Here is an 18,031-nt window from a genome sequence, read left to right as displayed (position 1 = left end):
CTATCTGAATGGTTTGAGCCGCTTACGGAGTGCCGACATCTTGCCGTTTGCGGATGAATTGCTACCGTTTGCCGAGCGCGCGGCGCATGAGGCACTCGAGGTTCTTTCGCCCACGCGATGCGCCGGTTGCGAGCGTGCCGGTGCGCTTATTTGTCGGGAGTGCCTGGCGTCGCTCACGCTTGTCGATCCGCGCCACAGCTGCACGAGGTGCGGCGCTCCGTTTGGAGACCTGCTGTGTACCGAGTGCTCGGTCGAGGGCGCGTCTTCGACGGTGGCTAAGGCCCTCGATCGCTGCCTGGTGTGCGCTGTCTATGCACATCCGTTGCCGCGCATCATCAAGGCATACAAGGATGCGGGCGAGCGCCGTCTGGCACCGTATCTGGCAGAGCTGCTCTACGACACCGCCTTGCATGCCCAGGCAGCAGCCCCCGACCGTTACGGCGGCGTGCTGTCCGGTGTCGACGCGGTGGTATTTGTGCCCGCGACTGCGGCGGCGTTTCGGCGGCGTGGTTTTGATCACATGGAAGCAATCGCGCGCTCGTTTTGCGATCTTTCGGGTGTGCCATTGCTGGACGCCTTGGTCAAATACGGTCATGGCGACCAGCGCGAACTCGGTCGCGCCGAGCGCCGGGAACATGCCCGGGACATGTACGAGACGGTCGAGGATGTACGTGGCTGTCGTCTGCTGCTCATCGACGATGTCATTACCACGGGCGCGACAATGGCAGCGGCCTCGGCGGAGCTTAAGCGCGCCGGCGCCAAAGCCGTCGATGGCCTCGCTATCGCACGCGTTTGGTAGGGGTGGTTTTGTGGCAGTGAAGATTGCGCGGCGCGTCGAGCCGGCAGGCGAGCAACTGGCAGCCTCTGTGATCCTTACCGGCGCCTCGGCGCTACGCATGATGCGCGCCGAGCGCCGGCATATGGGTCACATCAGTTGGAGGGACTTCCATCCCGATGAAGAGCGCCGTGTGCTGCCCGCCTCGACCTGCGAAATCTGTACTCGCGGTGCGAATGACGACCTAACCTTAAACTTTAGCTTGAACTTAGCTATAATGCGCTACGTTCCCGCCAGGCTGTGGTTGCGGACGGGCAATGCGCCCATCCAAGTCCAAGACAGACGCGGTCAAAGGGATCCACGTAAGCGACCGCGTGCGCGCGGCGCGATCATGGCGCGTCCTAGATGTAAGCCGCACCGTCCGTTCTACTTTCTTTGGGGCAATACCGCCTCGCGGGCGAGCGGGCCAGTCGTGAAGGTGGCTGCGGCCTCCCGAGCAAACGCCCCGGTGCGCAAGTGTGGGGTCAAATACCAGGTCAGCTGGTGGGAACAACCCGATATTCCGTGCAGGGCACGGATCGTATACGACACAGAAGGTAGGGTAGCGGACATGGTGAGGGGCAGCTTGATGCATGCGACTCGGTTGGGTGCTGGGACCGCGGCGGTCATTGCCGTTTTGGGCCTGAGTGGATGCGCGTTCAATCCACTGTCCACGTTCACGACGCCCACGATCGACCAGATCGAGCGCGAGACCGTTACCCCCACGGTATCGGACGATGCCCTGGTCACGCCGGGAACCCTGACGGTCGCCCTCGATACTTCCGATGCCCCGCAAGCCATGCAGGATGCCGACGGAAACCTCACGGGCTATGCGGTCGATGCCGCTCGTGCCCTCGCATGCCGCATGGGTCTCAAGGTCGCCTTTGTCGATGCGTCCTCGGCCGATTCCGCGCTCAGCGATAAAAAGGCCGATATCTTCATTGGCGACGTCAGCTCTACGGACGGCGATATCAGCTCGCTTGGCACCTGTCTGTACGACGCCCCCGCCGTATTCGGCAAGAGCAGTGACGGCGAGTCGTTGAGCGTTTCCACCGAAATGCTTAACACCGCTACCCTGGGCGTTCAGACCTTCTCGGCCTCGCAGGAAGCGCTCGCCAAGCAGGGCATCACGGCCAACCAAAAGACCTTCTCCAACATCAACGAGTGCTTCGAGGCACTCGAGTCGGGCGAGGTTGATTACGTGATCTGTGATTCCACGGCCGGTGGTTACCTCGCGCGCCTGATGAGCCAGATCTCCTGTGTCGGCACGCTCGAGACACCCTCCACGCTTGGCGTCGCAGGCCTTAGCTCTAACGATGAGCTGTGCCGTGCTGTGAGCGATGCCCTCGACGACATCACGGTCGACGGCACGCTCGAGGCGGTCCACTGCGTCTGGTACGGCCAAATGCCCTATGACCTTACCGCCAAGACTGTTTCGGGGGCCAATGTGCAGGCATCCGAATCCACGTCCAACGAGACCGAGTCCTCCGATGGCGACACCTCCGATAACAACGGCGACAGCCCCTCGTCTAGCCAGGAGGGCGCCATCACCGACGATGACATCAACAAGCTCAATAGCTAGTTATTGGTAGGGGTGGCGCCTGCCATACATTGAACAAGGCGCTTCTTCACGGTTTCAACACGCATGGCCGGGTCTCCCCCATAGGGGAGCCCGGCTTTTCAATTTTGATAAAACCAGCAGCTCAAGGGCAATTTCCAGGAGAAAAACCAACTCCGCCGACGCCCTCATATAGCGCACTTTGCCGCGGAAAAGTGCGAGACTTCGGTATGCGGTATCAAGCAGTCGTTATTCGGGCCTTTGGGAATTCGGGTGATTAAATGCACGGCAATGGGTACATAGCCAGTACAGTAAGTCCCCGAGGCAGATTGGAGCCACGTATGGATATCAAGGTTTCTGGACGCAAGACGACGGTAACCGATGCTCTGCGTGCGCATGTGGACGAGAAGATCGGCGAGGCGCTCAAGGTTTTCGATATCGAGCCCATGACAGTCGACGTCGTGCTTCGTTATGAGAAGAACCCCTCGAACCCCAACCCGGCAATCGTCGAGGTCACGGTTCGTGCCCGCGGCTCTGTGATTCGCGTCGCCGAGCACGGCGCGGATATGTATGCCGCCATCGATCTCTCCGCCGATAAGGTCACCCGCCAGCTGCGCAAGTTCAAGACCAAGGTTGTGGACAACCGCCAGGGCGGTGCCAGCGCCGCGGATGTCGCACCGGTCGAGCGCGTCGAGGATCTGGCCGACCTGCTGCTGCCCGAGGAGGACGACGACCTGCTCGTCCGCGAGAAGGTCATCGATGTCACCCCGATGACTGAGGAGCAGGCGCTGGTGCAGACCGATCTGCTCGGCCACGACTTCTACGTGTTCGAGAACGCGACGACTGGCCTCATCAATGTGGTGTATCACCGTAAGAATGGTGGATATGGCATCATCAAGCCCCGCATCGAAACACTTGACGAGTAAAATACGTTAACTTGCATGAGTTAACGGTTGGCGGCCATCCCATGCGGGTGGCCGCCTTTTTTACGTAAGGAGTCGCTTTGATGGACAAGGCCGCATCCGCCGGTCATTCGGACCGTTGCCGTATCGTCGTCGATACCTGCTGCGACTTTAACCCCGAGGTCGCCGCGAACCTCGATGTCGATATCTTGGGCTTCCCTTTCATTATCGATGGCGAGGAGCGCACGGACGACATCTGGTCGAGCATGAGCCCTAAGGAGTTCTACGACCGCATGCGCGCCGGTGCCCGCGTGTCCACCTCGGCTGTGTCGCTCGGTCGCTATATCGAGTTCTTTACCGAGTGCGCCAAAGAGGGCACACCCACGGTTTACCTGTGCTTTACCTCGGCGCTGTCGTCGAGCTACAACTCCGCGTGCCAGGCGGCAGATGCCGTGCGCGCCGAGTATCCCAACTTTGAGCTCTACGTGGTCGACAACGCTCTGCCCTGCGCGACCGGCGAGCTCCTGGCGCTTGAGGCCGTGCGCCAGCGTTCGGCGGGACTGACTGCCAAGCAGCTGGTCGATTGGGCAAACGAGGCCAAGACCTACGTGCACGGCTACTTTACGCTCGAGAGCTTCGATGCGCTGGCTGCCGGCGGCCGCATTCCGCCCGCGGCGGCGCAGCTCACGGCAAAGCTCGACGTCAAGCCCGAGCTCTCCTACGACCTTGCCGGCTCGCTGTCGCTGATCGGCGTCAACCGCGGCCGCAAGAAGGCGCTCAAGTCCATTCTCAAGTCGTTCCGCGAGAACTACGTGCCCGATCGCACCATGCCCATCGCCATCATGACGGCCGATGCCGAAAAGGACGGTGACTGGCTCGAAGCCGCCATCCGCAAGGAGGAGGGCTGCGCCGACGTTACGATCATTCGCAGCTCCGTGGGCCCCACCATCGGCTCGCACGTGGGCCCCGGCATGGTGGCCTGCGCGTTTTGGGGCAAGAACCGCACCGACAAGGCGTCGCTTTCCGACCGCATCGCCCGCCGCGTGCGCGGCCAGTAGGCAAGCGCTGCGTCCGTAATCGCCCTCGACTCACAGCCCAAACGCTGGCAACGAGTATTCAACCTGGTAATAACACCCAACCCAAAAGGAAAGGTTTCATGGCAAACAAGCTCTCTGTCGCATTTATCGGCACCGGAATCATGGGTGCCCCTATCGCCGGCCACATTCTGGACGCTGGCTATCCCGTCACGGTCAACAACCGCACCAAGTCCAAGGCTGCAGCGCTTGTTGAGCGCGGTGCCGTCTGGGCCGATACGCCGGCAGATGCCGCGGCGAACGCCGACGTCGTCTTTACCATGGTGGGCTATCCCTCCGAGGTCGAGGAGCTCTACCTGGCGGGCGACGGTCTGCTCGCGTGCACTAAGCCCGGTGCGGTCCTAATCGACCTCACCACGAGCTCGCCCGAGCTGGCGCGCGACATTGCCGAGGCCGCCCAGGTTTCCGGCCGCATGGCGTTTGACTGCCCCGTCACCGGCGGCGAGTCGGGTGCTATCGCCGGCACGCTTACGGCTATCGTGGGCGCTACCGAGAACGACATTGCCCCGGTCCGCGATATCCTTTCCACCTTTGCGGCAACCATCTGCTGCTTCGATGGCGCCGGCAAGGGCCAGGCTGCCAAGCTCGCCAACCAGGTGTCGCTGGGCGCCTGCATGGTCGGCATGGCCGATGCGCTGGCGTTTGCCGAGCTGAGCGGCCTTGATATGGAGAAGACCCGTCAGATGATCCTGGGCGGCACCGGCAAGTCCGGTGCCATGGAGAGCTTGGCGCCCAAGGCGCTCGACGGCGACTACAAGCCCGGTTTTATGGTGGAGCACTTCATCAAGGACCTGCGCTTGGCGCTCGCCTATGCCGACGACCGCGAGCTTGCGCTGCCCGGCGCCGACGTGGCCTTTACGCTCTATGACATGCTCGACGCCATCGGTGGTGCCAAGCTGGGTACCCAGGCCATCAATGTCCTCTATAAGGAGGAGGCCGACGCCATTGCCGCCGGTCTGGACTGGTCGCAGTATCGTCCCGAGGAGCATGGTGCTCATGAGGAAGGCTGTGGTTGCGGCGAGCATGGCGACGACCACGAGTGCGGTTGTGGCCACCACCATGGCGAGGACCACGAGTGCTGCGGCGGCCACGGCCATGACGACGGCCACGAGTGCTGCTGCGGCCACCATCACGAGGAGTAGCGCCCATGAGCTGGACGTTCGTGGTGCTCGCACTAGTGCTCTTTCTCTTTGCGATCTACATTGGCTTTTTGTGCGGCCAGTGGGCGTGCGAAAAGCGCGTCGTCACCAAGCGCGACTACTGGATTGCCAACTTTGCAGGAGCGGCGGCAGTCGTCCTGCTGACCTGGGTGTTCTCGCTGTTCCCGCTGGTGCAGTTTGCGCCGATCGGCTGGCTTGGCGGCTTTATCGCCGGCCTTAAGATGAGCTTTGGCGAGTCCGTTGGTCCGTGGCGCAAGCACGATGAGGTCTTTAACGTCAACCAGGCTCATCGCGCCGCCGCCGACGCAGGAGACGCCGAGGAGCGCCGCCGCGCGCGTCGCAATGGCGCGGCTGACCGACAGCTCATCTCGGTCACCGATGACAGCAAGGGTGCTGGCAGGCACACTAAGAAATAGTAAGAAGAGGTAACTATGGCAGAAAACAAAGACGAACAGCTCACCGACGAGGAGCTGGCACAGCTTCAGCTGGCAGAGGAGAACGAGAACACCGTCGACCGCTTGGTCCAGGAGCTCGGCTGCCCCACGCGCCGTATCCGCCAGTTTGCCGCCCGCGTGCTGCACCTGCTTGCCGAGCGCGATCCGCAGCGCGTCGTGCCCTGCGTGCCCGCGCTGATCGAGGCGCTCGACCGGCCCGAGGCTCAGACTCGCTGGGAGGCCCTCGATGCCCTGGCGGCGCTCGCCACCACCTGCCCCGACCAGCTGGGCGATGCCTTTGAGGGCGCCGAGACCGCACTGTTTGACGAGATTTCCTCCACGCTGCGCTATGCCGCCTTCCGCCTGCTGTGCGTGTGGGGTGCCACGAGCGTCGAGCGTTCGCGCGAGGCTTGGCCCATCCTGGACGAGGCCATCCAGTGCTACCACGGTGACCTCGAGTATCGCGATATGCTCGGCTGCCTGTACGAGTTTGGCAAAGGCGAGATCGATGCCGAGATCGCCGAGAAGCTTGCGCTGCGCCTTAAGTTCGATGCCGAGAACGGCAAGGGCAGCTATCTCAAGGCCCGTTCGAGCGAGATTTGCGAAATGCTTGTTAAACGTTTTGGCCTGGATCTCTCCAAAAAGAAGAAGCGTGCTAGCGTTAAAAAATCTGACGACGCCGAAGACGAGGAGTAACAGATTATGGCGCACGATGTAGTCCTGATTCCCGGTGACGGGATCGGTCCCGAGATTACGCAGGCCATGCGCCGCGTGGTCGAGGCCGCCGGTGTCCAGATCAATTGGAACGTCCAGGAGGCCGGTGCCGGCGTCATGGACGAGTTTGGCACGCCGCTGCCCCAGCATGTGCTCGATGCCGTCGCCCAGACCAAAGTTGCCATCAAGGGCCCCATCACCACGCCGGTCGGTACGGGGTTCCGCAGCGTCAACGTTGCCCTGCGTAAGTACTTCGATCTGTACGCCTGCGTGCGCCCCTGCCTGTCGCAACCGGGCGATGGCTCGCGCTTCCGCGATGTCGACCTGGTTATCGTGCGCGAGAACACCGAGGACCTCTACGCTGGTATTGAGTTCGACGAAGGCGCTGCCGAGGTCGAGGAGCTTTCACAGCTTGTCGAGCGCTCGGGTCAGAAAACCTTCGCCGCGGATTCCGCCATCTCGATCAAGCCCATCTCCATCGCCAAAAGCCGCCGTATTGTGGAGTACGCCTTTGAGTATGCTCGCCGCTGCGGTCGCAAAAAGGTGACGGCCGTGCACAAGGCCAACATCATGAAGGCGACTGACGGCCTGTTCCTGCGCGTGGCTCGCGAGGTGGCTGCCAACTATCCCGATATCGAGTTCAACGACAAGATCGTCGACGCCACCTGCATGGGTCTGGTTCAGAACCCCAACGACTTCGATGTTCTAGTCCTGCCCAATTTGTATGGCGATATCGTCAGCGACTTGTGCGCCGGTCTTGTGGGCGGCCTTGGCATGGCCCCCGGCTCCAATATCGGAGCCGACTGCGCCATCTTTGAGGCCACGCATGGCTCCGCGCCCGATATCGCTGGCCAGGATATCGCTAACCCCACGGCCGAGATTCTGTCTGCCGCCATGATGCTCGATCATCTGGGCGAGAACGATGCTGCCAATCGTATTCGCGCCGCCGTATCTGCCACGCTCGACGAGGGCGAGCAGGTTACCGGTGACGTGCGTCGTGCCCAGACCGGCTCTATTGAGGGCGCCGTGGGCACGCAGGCCTTTGCCGATGCCGTTATCGCGCATCTTGCCTAAGGGGATACGGCTTCAAACGCCTAAGCGGTACTTATACGTTTGCGGATAACCTGAGAATGAATACGCCCGGCGCTCTGTCGGGCGTATTCTATTGAGGACTATGTTTCTTAACAAGGAGTAACTGATATGGGTCTGATTCAAAAGAAGGACGAAAAGGACGAGATCGACGGCATCCAGATCATCGAGCGCGGCGAAGGCCCCGACGGTGACGAGGACGAGAAGATCGATCTGGTCGCAGGTACGTCTGCCGAGCACATTGCTGCCGGCACGACCGCCGAGGAGGAGGACGCCCGCCTGGAGGCTCAGATTGCCGCGGATGCCGCCGACGAGAACCTCATGCCTGAGGAGCAGGACGAGGACGATGACTCCGACGTGGACGACAGCGCATCCAAGCACAAGAAGACGATGATTGCCGCCTTTGTGGTCGCCATCGTGATCGCTGCTGTGGTCGGCTTCTTTATCGGCAACGGTGGTTTTGGCGGCAAGGGCGTCGGCTCGGCGACCCTCACCGAGGACCAGCTCGATTCGACCGTGGCAAGCTACAGCTACAACGGCAAGAAGAGCGACATCACCGCGCGCGAGGCCATCGAGAGCCAGTACAGCCTTGATACCGTCAAGGATAGCGATGGCAACTACACCGCTCCCTCTGCCGACGTTATCCTGTCCTACGTGCGCAACAAGATCCTGCTCGACGCCGCCGAGGACGAGGGCATCACCGTCTCTTCTAAGGAGATGAAGAAGTACGCCGAGGATTCTATCGGCACTTCGGACTACAAGACCATGGCCACGCAGTATGGCGTGTCCAAGGACCAGGCCAAGCAGATCGTCCGCCAGTCCGCGACGCTGCAGAAGCTCTACAAGAAGAAGGTGGGCGATAGCTCCGCTAGTATGCCGATCGCTCCGACCGAGCCTTCTGACGGCAACGAGGACACCGCGAGCAAGGACTACGCCGATTACATCATCAACCTTGCCGGTGACGAGTGGGATAGCGAGAAGGGTACCTGGAAGGACAAGGACAGCACCTACGCTAAGGCCTTTGCCGACGATGCCTTTACGGCCGATAGCGCTACCTATAAGCAGGCCATGACCGCCTATTACACCGCCTACCAGCAGTACTCTTCGCAGGCTTCGAGCGCCAGCTCCAAGTGGACCGAGTACGCCAACGGCCTCTACGCCAAGGCCAATATCAGCATCTACGGCCTGTTTGCGTAAAGATTGCCTGAGCCTTCGAGTACGAAGCCGAAATATCTGATGAAGCCCCCTAGAACGGACATCGTTCTAGGGGGCTTTTTGCGTTGGAGGGCTATCTATTGAGACGGAAAGGGCAGATTGAATGATCACGCACGTGCTTCATCGGGTCTCCCTAATTCATCTGGGAAAACAACTGCAAACGATTGCAAGTTACCGGTGAACGGTCGAAAACGACCGTTCGCCGATAATCTCAAAACTGGTTCAGGCTGGTATTAAGTCAAAAAGACCAATTCACATATCTTCACAATGACCTGCAATTTTTCTACACGCTATTTTTAGCCGCCCTGCGTTGTTTAGACACGGGAAAAGATCCGATCTTTTGCCAAAGCATTTCGAAACGGTTTCAAAACCGCAGGTAAATGTGTTAACGACCGGTAAACGGTCGAAATATCACCGTGAGCGGTGCAAAAACGTTTTACTGTATGAATCAACGAAAGCGACCTCTTCTGGGGTGATATAGTGACAACAACACGTCACGTGGTTACTACCAGTTGAGAAACCACTGGTCTTCAAAGAACGCTTTCCAAGAAGCTTTAAGGGCGAGCGCCCGCTGGCTTCCGAAAATCATCGGACTCAGATCGTACACACCTTCGGAAGGGAAATTTGAATGGTTGGCTTTATTCTTACCGGTCATGGACAGTTCGCACCCGGTCTCGCAAGCGCTATCGCTATGGTTGCCGGTGACCAGCCCGCTTTTACCGTCGTTCCTTTTGAGGGCGATCAGGCTGCTTCCTACGGCGAGGATCTCCGCGCCGCTATTACCGCCATGCGCGAGGAGTGCGATGGCGTGCTCGTCTTTACCGACCTGCTTGGCGGCACCCCGTTTAACCAGTCGATGATGATTGCCCAGGATGTCGACAACGTCGAGGTTCTGACCGGCACTAACCTCCCCATGGTTATTGAGCTTCTGTTCCTCCGCGGCAATGCCACGCTCGCCGAGCTTGGCGAGCAGGCAGTGACCGTTGGCCAGACGGGCATCACCGCCCAGACGGTCGCATCCGTTGCCGGCTCCGACGAAGAGGATATCTTCGGCGACGAGGACGGCATCTAATGGCCGATTTCGGAGCCAACGTCCTGAGCTCCTCGGTCGCTCTTTTAGGCCTGCTTGTCATCATGGGCTTGATTTACACCATCTGGTCGCAAATCAACATGAAGAAGAAGCAGAAGTACTTCAAGGAGCTGCACACCGAGCTCAAGCCGGGTCAGGAGGTTCTTTTCGCCGGCGGTATCTACGGAACCGTCAAGGGCATCGAAGGCGAGAAGGTCCAGATCAAGGTCCGATCCGGAGCCGTCGTAGATGTTTCGCGTTACGCGATTCAGGAGATCAAGTAACTGTCGTCAGCAAATAGCGAAAGGAAGCTGATCAACATGGCAGAACCCAACATTCTTCTTACCCGCATCGATAACCGACTGATTCATGGTCAGGTTGCCACCCAGTGGAACTCCACTCTGGGCTCCAACCTCATCCTCGTCGCCAACGACGACGTTTCGACCAATACCATGCGCCAGAACCTCATGAAGATGGCCGCTCCCGCCGGCGTCGCTACGCGTTTCTTCTCTCTGCAGAAGACCATCGACGTCATCGGCAAGGCGAGCCCGCGCCAGAAGATCTTCATCGTGGCCGAAACACCGGAAGACGTGCTTACGCTCGTCAAGGGCGGTGTGCCTATAAAGAAGGTAAACATCGGCAACATGCACATGTCGGAAGGAAAGCGCCAAGTCGCCACCTCCGTCGCAGTTAACGACGAGGATGTCGCTGCGTTTAAAGAGCTGCAGGAATTGGGGGTGGAGCTGGAGATCAGGCGCGTTCCGAGCACGCCTGTTGAGGACACGAGCAAGCTCTTCTCGTAATCCTCGTGATCCACATTGTCAGGAGTGAAACCCTGACGTTCTGTACGTGATATCAAAAGTGCGTACATGCATTTTGAAAGGAGGAGCAAGATGGAATACTCGATCATCCAGGTCGCTCTGGTCTTCATCGTCACGTTCGTCGCGGCAATCGACCAGTTCAACTTCCTCGAGTCTCTCTATCAGCCCATCGTCACCGGCGCCGTCATCGGTCTTATCCTTGGCGACCTCAACACCGGTCTTCTCGTGGGTGGTACCTATCAGCTCATGACGATCGGCAACATGCCGATCGGAGGCGCTCAGCCGCCTAACGCCGTCATCGGCGGCATCATGGCAGCCATTCTCGCAATCGCCACGGGCCTCGAGCCCAACGCGGCAGTCGGCCTTGCCATTCCGTTCGCTCTGCTTGGTCAGCTCGGCGTTACCCTGGTCTTCACGCTTATGTCGCCGCTCATGTCCTCCGCGGACAACATGGCTCACAACGCTGACACCAAGGGTATCGAGCGTCTGAACTACTTCGCCATGGCTCTGCTCGGCCTGATCTTCGCTATCGTCGTCACCCTGTTCTTCATCGCTGGCGCTACCATCGGTCAGACCATCGCTTCCGCCATCCCGGCTTGGCTGCAGACCGGTCTCTCCGCTGCAGGCGGCATGATGCGCTTCGTCGGCTTCGCCGTCCTGCTCAAGGTTATGATGAACCGCGACATGTGGGGCTTCTTCCTCATGGGCTTTGGCCTCGCGATCATCACCGTTGCCAACGATTCTCTGGCAACTCCTGCCCTGCTCATCCTCGCTCTCATCGGCTTCGGCATCGCTTTCTGGGACTTCCAGCAGCAGACCGAGCTGAAGGGTGCAGCTGTTTCTGACGGAGGTGACTTCGAAGATGGCATCTAATGAGTATGTGATCCCGGAGCACTACGAGGATCTCACTCCTGCTCCGCAGCTCGACCAGAAGACCCTCAACAAGATGGCTTGGCGCTCCTGCTTCCTGCAGGCCTCGTTCAACTACGAGCGTATGCAGGCCGCTGGCTGGCTCTACTCCATCATCCCCGGTCTGGAGAAGATCCACACCAACAAGAACGACCTCGCGGCTTCCATGAGCCACAACCTGGAGTTCTTCAACACTCACCCGTTCCTCGTCACCTTTGTTATGGGCATCGTGCTTTCGCTCGAGCAGAACAAGGTTGACATCCCCACGATTCGCGCCGTCCGCGTCGCCGCAATGGGCCCGCTCGGTGGTATCGGTGACGCCCTGTTCTGGCTGACGCTCGTGCCTATCACGGCTGGCATCACCTCCAACATGGCCATCAACGGCAACGCCGCTGCGCCGATCATCTTCCTGGTGATCTTCAACGCCGTCCAGTTCGCACTGCGCTTCTGGCTCATGAACTGGTCCTACAAGCTTGGCACCAGCGCTATTGACGCTCTGACCGCCAACATGCAGGCCTTCACGCGCGCCGCTTCCATCATGGGCGTCTTCGTCGTCGGTTGCCTGGTCGTCACCATGGGTGGCACCCAGATCAACCTCCAGATTCCCAACGGCACCACCCGTGGCCTCTCCGCTACTACCGTGATCGTCTCCGAGAAGGAGGCCGAGAACTTCACCGGTATGGAGGGCATCGATACCGAGACCGCTGAGGCCGGTACCATCGCCATGACCGATAAGGACGGCAACGCCCTCACCGCTTCCGATGCCGACGGCAACGCTGTCGAGTGCGGCGTCACCGATCTGGGCAACGGCATGGAGTCCGTGACCTACGGCACCGTTACCGAGGATCCGGTCAACTTCTCTGTTGCCGACACCCTCAACACCATCGTCCCGAAGCTCATCCCGCTTATGCTTACGCTGCTGCTTTACTACATGTTCGCTAAGCACAGCTGGACCCCGACCAAGGGCATTCTGCTGCTCTTCGTCCTGGGCATCCTGGGCGCTGGCCCGCTTGGTCTCTGGCCGAGCATCTGGTAAGGCTCTAGCTTGAGGGGTGTGTCCCTACGCGGCTCACACCCCGACCCCTTAAGCCATGTGTATGTTAAAAGCCGCGTGCTCGAAAGAGCGCGCGGCTTTTGTTTTCTTGATGATTCGGATGTGGCAGACAGATAATGTTAACCACCCAAGGTAGTAGCCGAGTTTGAGAAAATGGGAGGATAGGATGGCGATCGGGGCGCGTAAGCAACCGCTGTACGATCAGCTGGTCGATATTCTGACCGAAAAGATTGACCATGAATATCGCGCCGGTGACATGATTCCTTCCGAGCGCGAACTTTCGGAGCGCTATGGTCTCTCGCGCACCACGGTACGCCTGGCTCTGCAGGAACTGGAGCGTTTAGGACTGGTGGTTCGGCAGCACGGTCGCGGTACCTTTGTGACCGATCGTTCGGCAAAGGCAACCAATCTTATGCAGTCCTACAGCTTTACCGAACAGATGCGCGCGATGGGTCGCGACCCCGAGACCACGATTCTCGAGTTTTGCGAGATGGAGGCCGATAAGAATCTGGCCGAGCATATGGGATTGCATATCGGTGATCGCGTTTTTAAGCTCAAGCGCCTTCGTTCTGCCGACAACATGCCCATGATGGTCGAACGCAGCTATCTGCCGGTTCGTCAATTTCTGTCCCTAAAGCGACCACTGCTGGAGAGTAAGCCGCTTTACGATGTGATTGAGCAGGACTTTCAGCAAAAGATTCGCGTGGCCGAAGAGGAATTCTATGCGAGCATAGCCCGTCCCACCGATGCCCACCTTTTGGCAATTGTCGAGGGGTCGCCTGTGCTCGATTTGGTCAGGACTACGTATAACGAGTCAAACGAGGTTGTGGAGTATACGCTCTCGGTTGCTCGTGCCGATCAGTTTAAATACAAGGTTTACCACCAGCGTAGTAACTAGTGTTCGTATCGTTTCCATATGGTGATTCCTTGCATTTAACTGGTTACTACCAGATAACCAACCGAAGTGTATAATTGCACGTCAGAGGATTACTTCTAGAGAGAGGTATTAGAAATGTTCGAGAAGAGTGTCGAGGAGCTCACCGAGCTCGGCGCCCAGATCACCACGGCCGAGATTGCTCAGCAGCCCGAGCTTTGGCGTGATACGCTCAACATCTATCGTGAGAACAAGGAGACCATCGAGGCCTTTCTGGCCGAGGCTCGCGCTATGGGCGAGGGCCGTCTGTCCGTTGTCTTCACCGGTGCCGGTACGTCTGACTACGTTGGCGATACCTGCGCCCCGTACCTGCGTCACGCTGGCAACACTGATCTCTACGACTTTAAGCCCATTGCCACGACCGACATCGTGAGCGCCCCGCGCGACTTCCTGCGCGCCGAGGATCCCACGCTCGTGGTTTCCTTTGCCCGCTCTGGCAACAGCCCCGAGAGCCTTGCCGCCGTTGCCGTTGCCAAGGAGCTTGTCCACAACGTCAAATTCCTCAACATCACCTGCGCTCCCGAGGGCAAGCTCGCCGTCGAGTCTGCCGATGATCCCAACGCGCTGACGCTGCTCATTCCGCGCGCCAACGACAAGGGCTTCGCCATGACCGGTTCTTATTCCTGCATGACCCTTCTCGCCACCCTTATTTTCGACACTGCCTCTGACGAGCAGAAGGCCGAGTGGGTCGAGACCATCGCCAAGATGGGCGAGGAGGTCATCTCCCGTGAGCCCGAGGTCGCCGATTATCTCGCTGGAGACTTCAATCGCGTGACCTACTTGGGTTCTGGCTCCTTCGGTGGCCTTGCCCAGGAGAGCCAGCTCAAGATCCTCGAGCTCGCTCACGGCCTGGTTGCCACTTCTTACGACACTTCCATGGGCTATCGTCACGGACCCAAGTCCTTCGTCGACGACAAGACCCTCGTGTTCGTGTTCGTCAACAACGACGCCTACACCCGTCAGTACGACATCGACATCCTCAATGAGATCGGTGGCGACGATATTGCTCAGCACACCGTTGCCGTTCAGCAGGATGGCGCTACTGTCTACGAGGGTGAGTCCTTCACCTTTAAGGGCTACGAGGCACTTCCCGAGGGCTACCTTGCTCTGCCGTTCGTGATGTTTGCTCAGGCTATCAGCCTGCTTAACTCCGTGCGCGTGGGCAACACGCCCGACACGCCGAGCCCCACCGGCACGGTCAACCGCGTGGTCAAGGGCGTGACGATTCACCCCTTCACCGCTTAATCGCGTCCCCCTGTAAGGGCGCCCGTCCGCTCGTAACGGCGGGCGGGCGCTTTTTGTTTTACGTGAGCTGGGTATAAACATCACCACAGTCAACTGCTTTAGAAGTGAGGAGTACATATGAGCACGTACGCAATTAAGGCTGACAAGTTCTTCTTGCCGGCAGGCCCGCAACTGGGCGGCTATCTTATGGTCGAGGACGGCGTCTTTGGCGCTTGGCAGGCCGACGAGCCCTCCTGCGAGATCAAGGACTACACGGGATCGTGGATCGCGCCGGGCATGGTCGACACCCACATCCATGGTTTCTATAACCATTCGACTACCGATAACGATCCCGAGGGCATCGATATCAGCTCGACCGAGCTCGCCCGTCGCGGTACCACCAGCTGGCTGCCCACGACGTTCACCGATGGCGTCGAGCAGATCAAGGACGCCTGCGCCGCCATCGCTCAGGCGGACGAGGGCCGTGGCCCCGACTTCTGCGGTGCTCGCATTCAGGGCATCTACCTGGAGGGTCCTTTCTTTACCATGAAGCACGTGGGCGCGCAGAACCCCGCTTATCTTATCGATCCCTCCGAGGAGGTCTTCGATCAGTGGCAGGAGGCTGCGGGTGGTCGCATCGTTAAGAGCGCCATGGCGGCCGAGCACGACGGTGCCGCTGCTTATGCGGCTGCTCTGAACGCCAAGGGTGTGGTGACCAGCATCGGTCACTCCGACGCCACCTACGATGAGTGCATCGCCGCCATCAACGCCGGTGCCAGCTGCTTTACGCATACCTATAACGGCCAGCGCGGACTGCATCACCGTGAGCCCGGTGTTGTGGGTGCTGCCATGTCCACGCCCGAGACCTACGCCGAGATCATCTGTGACGGCAAGCACGTAAACCCTGGCGCTATCAAGGCGCTGCTGCAGGCAAAGGGCTGGCAGCATACGGTGCTCATCACCGACTGCCTGGGTTGTGGCGGCATGCCCGAGGGCAGCTACACCAGTGGCGGCATGGACGTCATCATGAAGGACAACCTGTGCTGGCTCGCCGACGGCAAGAGCATTGCCGGCTCGGTGCTCACTCTTGCCCAGGGCGTCAAGAACATCGTCGACTGGGGCATCGCCAGTGCCGATATCGCCATTCGCATGGCAACCGAGGTGCCGGCACGCTCCGTACACATCGAGGATAAGTGCGGCAGCATCATGCCGGGTCGCGACGCCGACTTTGTCGTGTTCGACCATGAGCTCACCCTCGTCGAGACGTATGTTGGCGGTCAGAGCGTCGGTAACGCCTTTACCGAGTAACGATAGAAAAAGACGGCGGGCCCGAATCTGCTCGGACCCGCCGCATGGGTTAAACGCTCAAAAGTACCTTCACAGTTACAGCTTGTTAGCGATCTTCTTTACCGTGCGCTTAACGCCGGCCACCAGGCCTCCTGCAGGATGCTCCTTCTCGTATGCTAGGCGCTTCTCGCGCTTGGCGTACTCTTCGACGATGATGTCGCCATACTCGTCTTCGATTTTGTCGAAGAAGTCGACGGCGCCCTTAATTTCCTCAGCGGTCGGGTGTCCCTTTTGGACACCGCCGGCGAGTTTGAACGGCCCCCACGTATCAAAGCCGGGGCAGCCGTAGACACCCATAAAGATGGCCTGCCTCATGCGGCAGATGCCATCGATATCCTTGCCGTACCACTTGTTTTTGCCGCCGTAGGTCATAAGGCCAAACACCTTGTCCTGCGGCTGCAGCACGTTGGTGAGCACGCGTGCCATGTCCTTGTCGATCTCGGAGTAATAGATGCCCGTGGCGACACCGATCAGATGATATTCGTGCAGGTTGGGATACTCGTTTTTGCCGAGCGCCTTGACGTCGAGGGTATCGATCTCGGGGTGTGCCTCGACGATGGCGTCCACGAGCTTTTTCGTATTGCCGTGATGGCGCGAGGCGTAGAGGATGATGGTTCGCATAAGAAGGCCTTCCAGCTGTAATTGCATCAATGTCTGTATGGTACCCCGTTGCATGGCTGGGATACCGGACACATCGATGAGCGTGCGGGTTTGTCCTTTAGTCAGGGCCGAGACGGATACTTGCGAGCAAAAGCAGTTGTTCGAAAGGATGGGCAATGGAATACGCTCTCTCCAACGATTCGATTTCTGTTAAGGTGTCCACGGCTGGTGGTTCGTTTACCTCGATTGAGGCTGGAGGTCGCGAGTATCTGTGGCAGGGCGATCCCGCCGTGTGGTCTGGCCAGGCACCGATTTGCTTCCCGATTTGCGGAGGCCTGCGCGATGGCAGTGCCATGACGTTTTCCGGGTATCATGTGAAGCTCGCCCGCCACGGCTTTGCGCGCAAGCAGGAGTGGAAGCTGCTGAGCCAAAGCGCAAACGAGCTGGCTATGTGCCTGGCTTCGGAGGATAACGCCGCGCTGCTGAGAGATTATCCCTACCCGTTTAAGCTTGTCGCTCGTTATACGCTCGAGGACGCTGCCGTGCGCGTTTCCTATGAGGTGACCAACGAGGGCACCGAGGACATGCCGTTCTTTATCGGTGGACACCCCGGCTTTAGGTGCCCGCTCGACGAGGGCGAGGCCTATACGGACTACGAGTTGCGCTTCGAGAAAGACGAGGCTGCGGAGCTTTGCACCGCCGTACCCTCGACTGGCTTGATTGATGTTGCTAACCGTTCAAAGAACCCCATGGTGGGAAAGACGCTGCCCCTGTCGCATGAGCTCTTCGATTTTGCGGAGACCATCTTTGACGTGCTCGAGAGTCGTCAGGTCACGCTTTCCAAGAAGGGCGAGGACAAGGGCGTTCGCTTGAGTTTTGAGGGCTTCCCGTACCTCATCGTGTGGAGTAAGCCCGAGGGCGATTTTGTGGCAGTTGAGCCCTGGGGCGGCCTCTCGACCTGCTCCGATGAGGACGACATACTTGAGCATAAGCGCGGCTGCCTTGTCGCCAAGCCCAAGGAGACCGTCGTTCGCTCGTTCACGATTGAGATTCTGTAATTCCGTTTTGTCGACTCGTATCGCGAGGCACAAGG

Annotated in this window: 19 protein-coding genes; 18 read left to right on the top strand and 1 reads right to left on the bottom strand. The window is 59.4% G+C overall.

Annotated elements, in window-relative coordinates; all coding sequences use genetic code 11:
- Positions 1 to 40 precede the first annotated feature (40 nt).
- The 17 genes from ACTQ05_RS01990 (at position 41) to nagA (ending at position 16,299) form a co-directional block, all read left to right on the top strand.
- Positions 41 to 799, top strand: coding sequence for a ComF family protein (locus ACTQ05_RS01990; RefSeq protein ID WP_441062981.1), 759 nt, complete (start codon positions 41 to 43; stop codon positions 797 to 799).
- A 604-nt stretch (positions 800 to 1,403) separates the two neighbouring features.
- Positions 1,404 to 2,396, top strand: coding sequence for a substrate-binding periplasmic protein (locus ACTQ05_RS01985; RefSeq protein WP_441063022.1), 993 nt, complete (start codon positions 1,404 to 1,406; stop codon positions 2,394 to 2,396).
- 317 nt (positions 2,397 to 2,713) lie between these two features.
- A complete protein-coding gene (gene hpf, locus ACTQ05_RS01980; RefSeq protein WP_055285508.1) occupies positions 2,714 to 3,298 on the top strand; it encodes a ribosome hibernation-promoting factor, HPF/YfiA family in 585 nt (194 codons plus the stop codon).
- Positions 3,299 to 3,378: 80 nt separating this feature from the next.
- Complete coding sequence (locus tag ACTQ05_RS01975) at positions 3,379 to 4,332, top strand: DegV family protein (RefSeq protein ID WP_427718953.1); 954 nt, start codon at positions 3,379 to 3,381, stop codon at positions 4,330 to 4,332.
- 98 nt (positions 4,333 to 4,430) lie between these two features.
- On the top strand, positions 4,431 to 5,510 hold the full coding sequence (locus ACTQ05_RS01970) for an NAD(P)-binding domain-containing protein (protein WP_427718955.1): 1,080 nt from the start codon (positions 4,431 to 4,433) through the stop codon (positions 5,508 to 5,510).
- A gap of 5 nt (positions 5,511 to 5,515) precedes the next feature.
- Positions 5,516 to 5,944 (top strand): hypothetical protein, encoded by a 429-nt coding sequence (locus ACTQ05_RS01965; RefSeq protein ID WP_427728604.1) that lies wholly within the window; start codon positions 5,516 to 5,518, stop codon positions 5,942 to 5,944.
- Positions 5,945 to 5,959: 15 nt separating this feature from the next.
- On the top strand, positions 5,960 to 6,658 hold the full coding sequence (locus tag ACTQ05_RS01960) for a hypothetical protein (RefSeq protein ID WP_427718960.1): 699 nt from the start codon (positions 5,960 to 5,962) through the stop codon (positions 6,656 to 6,658).
- Between the two features lie 6 nt (positions 6,659 to 6,664).
- Positions 6,665 to 7,750 (top strand): isocitrate/isopropylmalate dehydrogenase family protein, encoded by a 1,086-nt coding sequence (locus ACTQ05_RS01955; RefSeq protein ID WP_427728602.1) that lies wholly within the window; start codon positions 6,665 to 6,667, stop codon positions 7,748 to 7,750.
- Between the two features lie 126 nt (positions 7,751 to 7,876).
- Complete coding sequence (locus tag ACTQ05_RS01950; RefSeq protein ID WP_441537826.1) at positions 7,877 to 8,962, top strand: hypothetical protein; 1,086 nt, start codon at positions 7,877 to 7,879, stop codon at positions 8,960 to 8,962.
- Between the two features lie 646 nt (positions 8,963 to 9,608).
- The gene (locus tag ACTQ05_RS01945) at positions 9,609 to 10,052 is read left to right on the top strand and encodes a PTS fructose transporter subunit IIA (RefSeq protein WP_117743271.1); all 444 of its coding nucleotides are present in this window, start codon (positions 9,609 to 9,611) and stop codon (positions 10,050 to 10,052) included.
- Positions 10,052 to 10,333 (top strand): preprotein translocase subunit YajC, encoded by a 282-nt coding sequence (yajC, locus tag ACTQ05_RS01940; RefSeq protein ID WP_022094612.1) that lies wholly within the window; start codon positions 10,052 to 10,054, stop codon positions 10,331 to 10,333. The genes ACTQ05_RS01945 and yajC overlap by 1 nt, the downstream gene beginning before the upstream one ends.
- Before the next feature lie 36 nt (positions 10,334 to 10,369).
- Positions 10,370 to 10,852 (top strand): PTS N-acetylgalactosamine transporter subunit IIB, encoded by a 483-nt coding sequence (agaV, locus tag ACTQ05_RS01935; protein WP_154514998.1) that lies wholly within the window; start codon positions 10,370 to 10,372, stop codon positions 10,850 to 10,852.
- Positions 10,853 to 10,942: 90 nt separating this feature from the next.
- Positions 10,943 to 11,743 (top strand): PTS mannose/fructose/sorbose/N-acetylgalactosamine transporter subunit IIC, encoded by an 801-nt coding sequence (locus ACTQ05_RS01930; RefSeq protein WP_154514996.1) that lies wholly within the window; start codon positions 10,943 to 10,945, stop codon positions 11,741 to 11,743.
- The gene (locus ACTQ05_RS01925; protein ID WP_441062982.1) at positions 11,733 to 12,815 is read left to right on the top strand and encodes a PTS system mannose/fructose/sorbose family transporter subunit IID; all 1,083 of its coding nucleotides are present in this window, start codon (positions 11,733 to 11,735) and stop codon (positions 12,813 to 12,815) included. Before ACTQ05_RS01930 ends, ACTQ05_RS01925 begins: the two co-directional genes overlap by 11 nt.
- 184 nt (positions 12,816 to 12,999) lie before the next feature.
- Positions 13,000 to 13,731, top strand: a complete 732-nt coding sequence (locus ACTQ05_RS01920) for a GntR family transcriptional regulator (protein ID WP_154514994.1) — start codon at positions 13,000 to 13,002, stop codon at positions 13,729 to 13,731.
- 114 nt (positions 13,732 to 13,845) lie between these two features.
- A complete protein-coding gene (gene agaS / locus ACTQ05_RS01915) occupies positions 13,846 to 15,012 on the top strand; it encodes an SIS domain-containing protein (RefSeq protein ID WP_441062983.1) in 1,167 nt (388 codons plus the stop codon).
- 117 nt (positions 15,013 to 15,129) lie between these two features.
- Positions 15,130 to 16,299 (top strand): N-acetylglucosamine-6-phosphate deacetylase, encoded by a 1,170-nt coding sequence (nagA, locus tag ACTQ05_RS01910; protein ID WP_154514990.1) that lies wholly within the window; start codon positions 15,130 to 15,132, stop codon positions 16,297 to 16,299.
- 75 nt (positions 16,300 to 16,374) lie between these two features.
- Here the strand turns inward: nagA and ACTQ05_RS01905 are convergent, their stop codons facing one another.
- Positions 16,375 to 16,959, bottom strand: a complete 585-nt coding sequence (locus ACTQ05_RS01905; protein ID WP_427794002.1) for a hypothetical protein — start codon at positions 16,957 to 16,959, stop codon at positions 16,375 to 16,377.
- Between the two features lie 155 nt (positions 16,960 to 17,114).
- On the opposite strand from ACTQ05_RS01905, the gene ACTQ05_RS01900 reads away from it, so the two are divergent.
- Positions 17,115 to 17,996 (top strand): aldose 1-epimerase family protein, encoded by an 882-nt coding sequence (locus ACTQ05_RS01900; RefSeq protein WP_441537825.1) that lies wholly within the window; start codon positions 17,115 to 17,117, stop codon positions 17,994 to 17,996.
- Positions 17,997 to 18,031: the final 35 nt, after the last annotated feature.

It is taken from the genome of Collinsella sp. LCP21S3_A9, assembly GCF_052118785.1.
Classification (GTDB): domain Bacteria; phylum Actinomycetota; class Coriobacteriia; order Coriobacteriales; family Coriobacteriaceae; genus Collinsella.
The sequence above is the reverse complement of the archived record's forward strand: the minus strand, read 5'-3'. Positions and strand labels throughout refer to the sequence as shown.

Bases quoted from the DNA above. Each gene is read 5' to 3' on its own strand.
- ACTQ05_RS01945 (WP_117743271.1), top strand. From the start codon at position 9,609: ATGGTTGGCTTTATTCTTACCGGTCATGGACAGTTCGCACCCGGTCTC.
- ACTQ05_RS01900 (WP_441537825.1), top strand. From the start codon at position 17,115: ATGGAATACGCTCTCTCCAACGATTCGATTTCTGTTAAGGTGTCCACG.
- ACTQ05_RS01930 (WP_154514996.1), top strand. From the start codon at position 10,943: ATGGAATACTCGATCATCCAGGTCGCTCTGGTCTTCATCGTCACGTTC.
- hpf (WP_055285508.1), top strand. From the start codon at position 2,714: ATGGATATCAAGGTTTCTGGACGCAAGACGACGGTAACCGATGCTCTG.
- ACTQ05_RS01975 (WP_427718953.1), top strand. From the start codon at position 3,379: ATGGACAAGGCCGCATCCGCCGGTCATTCGGACCGTTGCCGTATCGTC.
- ACTQ05_RS01970 (WP_427718955.1), top strand. From the start codon at position 4,431: ATGGCAAACAAGCTCTCTGTCGCATTTATCGGCACCGGAATCATGGGT.
- ACTQ05_RS01950 (WP_441537826.1), top strand. From the start codon at position 7,877: ATGGGTCTGATTCAAAAGAAGGACGAAAAGGACGAGATCGACGGCATC.
- ACTQ05_RS01920 (WP_154514994.1), top strand. From the start codon at position 13,000: ATGGCGATCGGGGCGCGTAAGCAACCGCTGTACGATCAGCTGGTCGAT.
- nagA (WP_154514990.1), top strand. From the start codon at position 15,130: ATGAGCACGTACGCAATTAAGGCTGACAAGTTCTTCTTGCCGGCAGGC.
- ACTQ05_RS01925 (WP_441062982.1), top strand. From the start codon at position 11,733: ATGGCATCTAATGAGTATGTGATCCCGGAGCACTACGAGGATCTCACT.
- agaS (WP_441062983.1), top strand. From the start codon at position 13,846: ATGTTCGAGAAGAGTGTCGAGGAGCTCACCGAGCTCGGCGCCCAGATC.
- ACTQ05_RS01965 (WP_427728604.1), top strand. From the start codon at position 5,516: ATGAGCTGGACGTTCGTGGTGCTCGCACTAGTGCTCTTTCTCTTTGCG.
- yajC (WP_022094612.1), top strand. From the start codon at position 10,052: ATGGCCGATTTCGGAGCCAACGTCCTGAGCTCCTCGGTCGCTCTTTTA.
- ACTQ05_RS01905 (WP_427794002.1), bottom strand. From the start codon at position 16,959: ATGCGAACCATCATCCTCTACGCCTCGCGCCATCACGGCAATACGAAA.
- ACTQ05_RS01955 (WP_427728602.1), top strand. From the start codon at position 6,665: ATGGCGCACGATGTAGTCCTGATTCCCGGTGACGGGATCGGTCCCGAG.
- ACTQ05_RS01960 (WP_427718960.1), top strand. From the start codon at position 5,960: ATGGCAGAAAACAAAGACGAACAGCTCACCGACGAGGAGCTGGCACAG.
- ACTQ05_RS01985 (WP_441063022.1), top strand. From the start codon at position 1,404: ATGCATGCGACTCGGTTGGGTGCTGGGACCGCGGCGGTCATTGCCGTT.
- agaV (WP_154514998.1), top strand. From the start codon at position 10,370: ATGGCAGAACCCAACATTCTTCTTACCCGCATCGATAACCGACTGATT.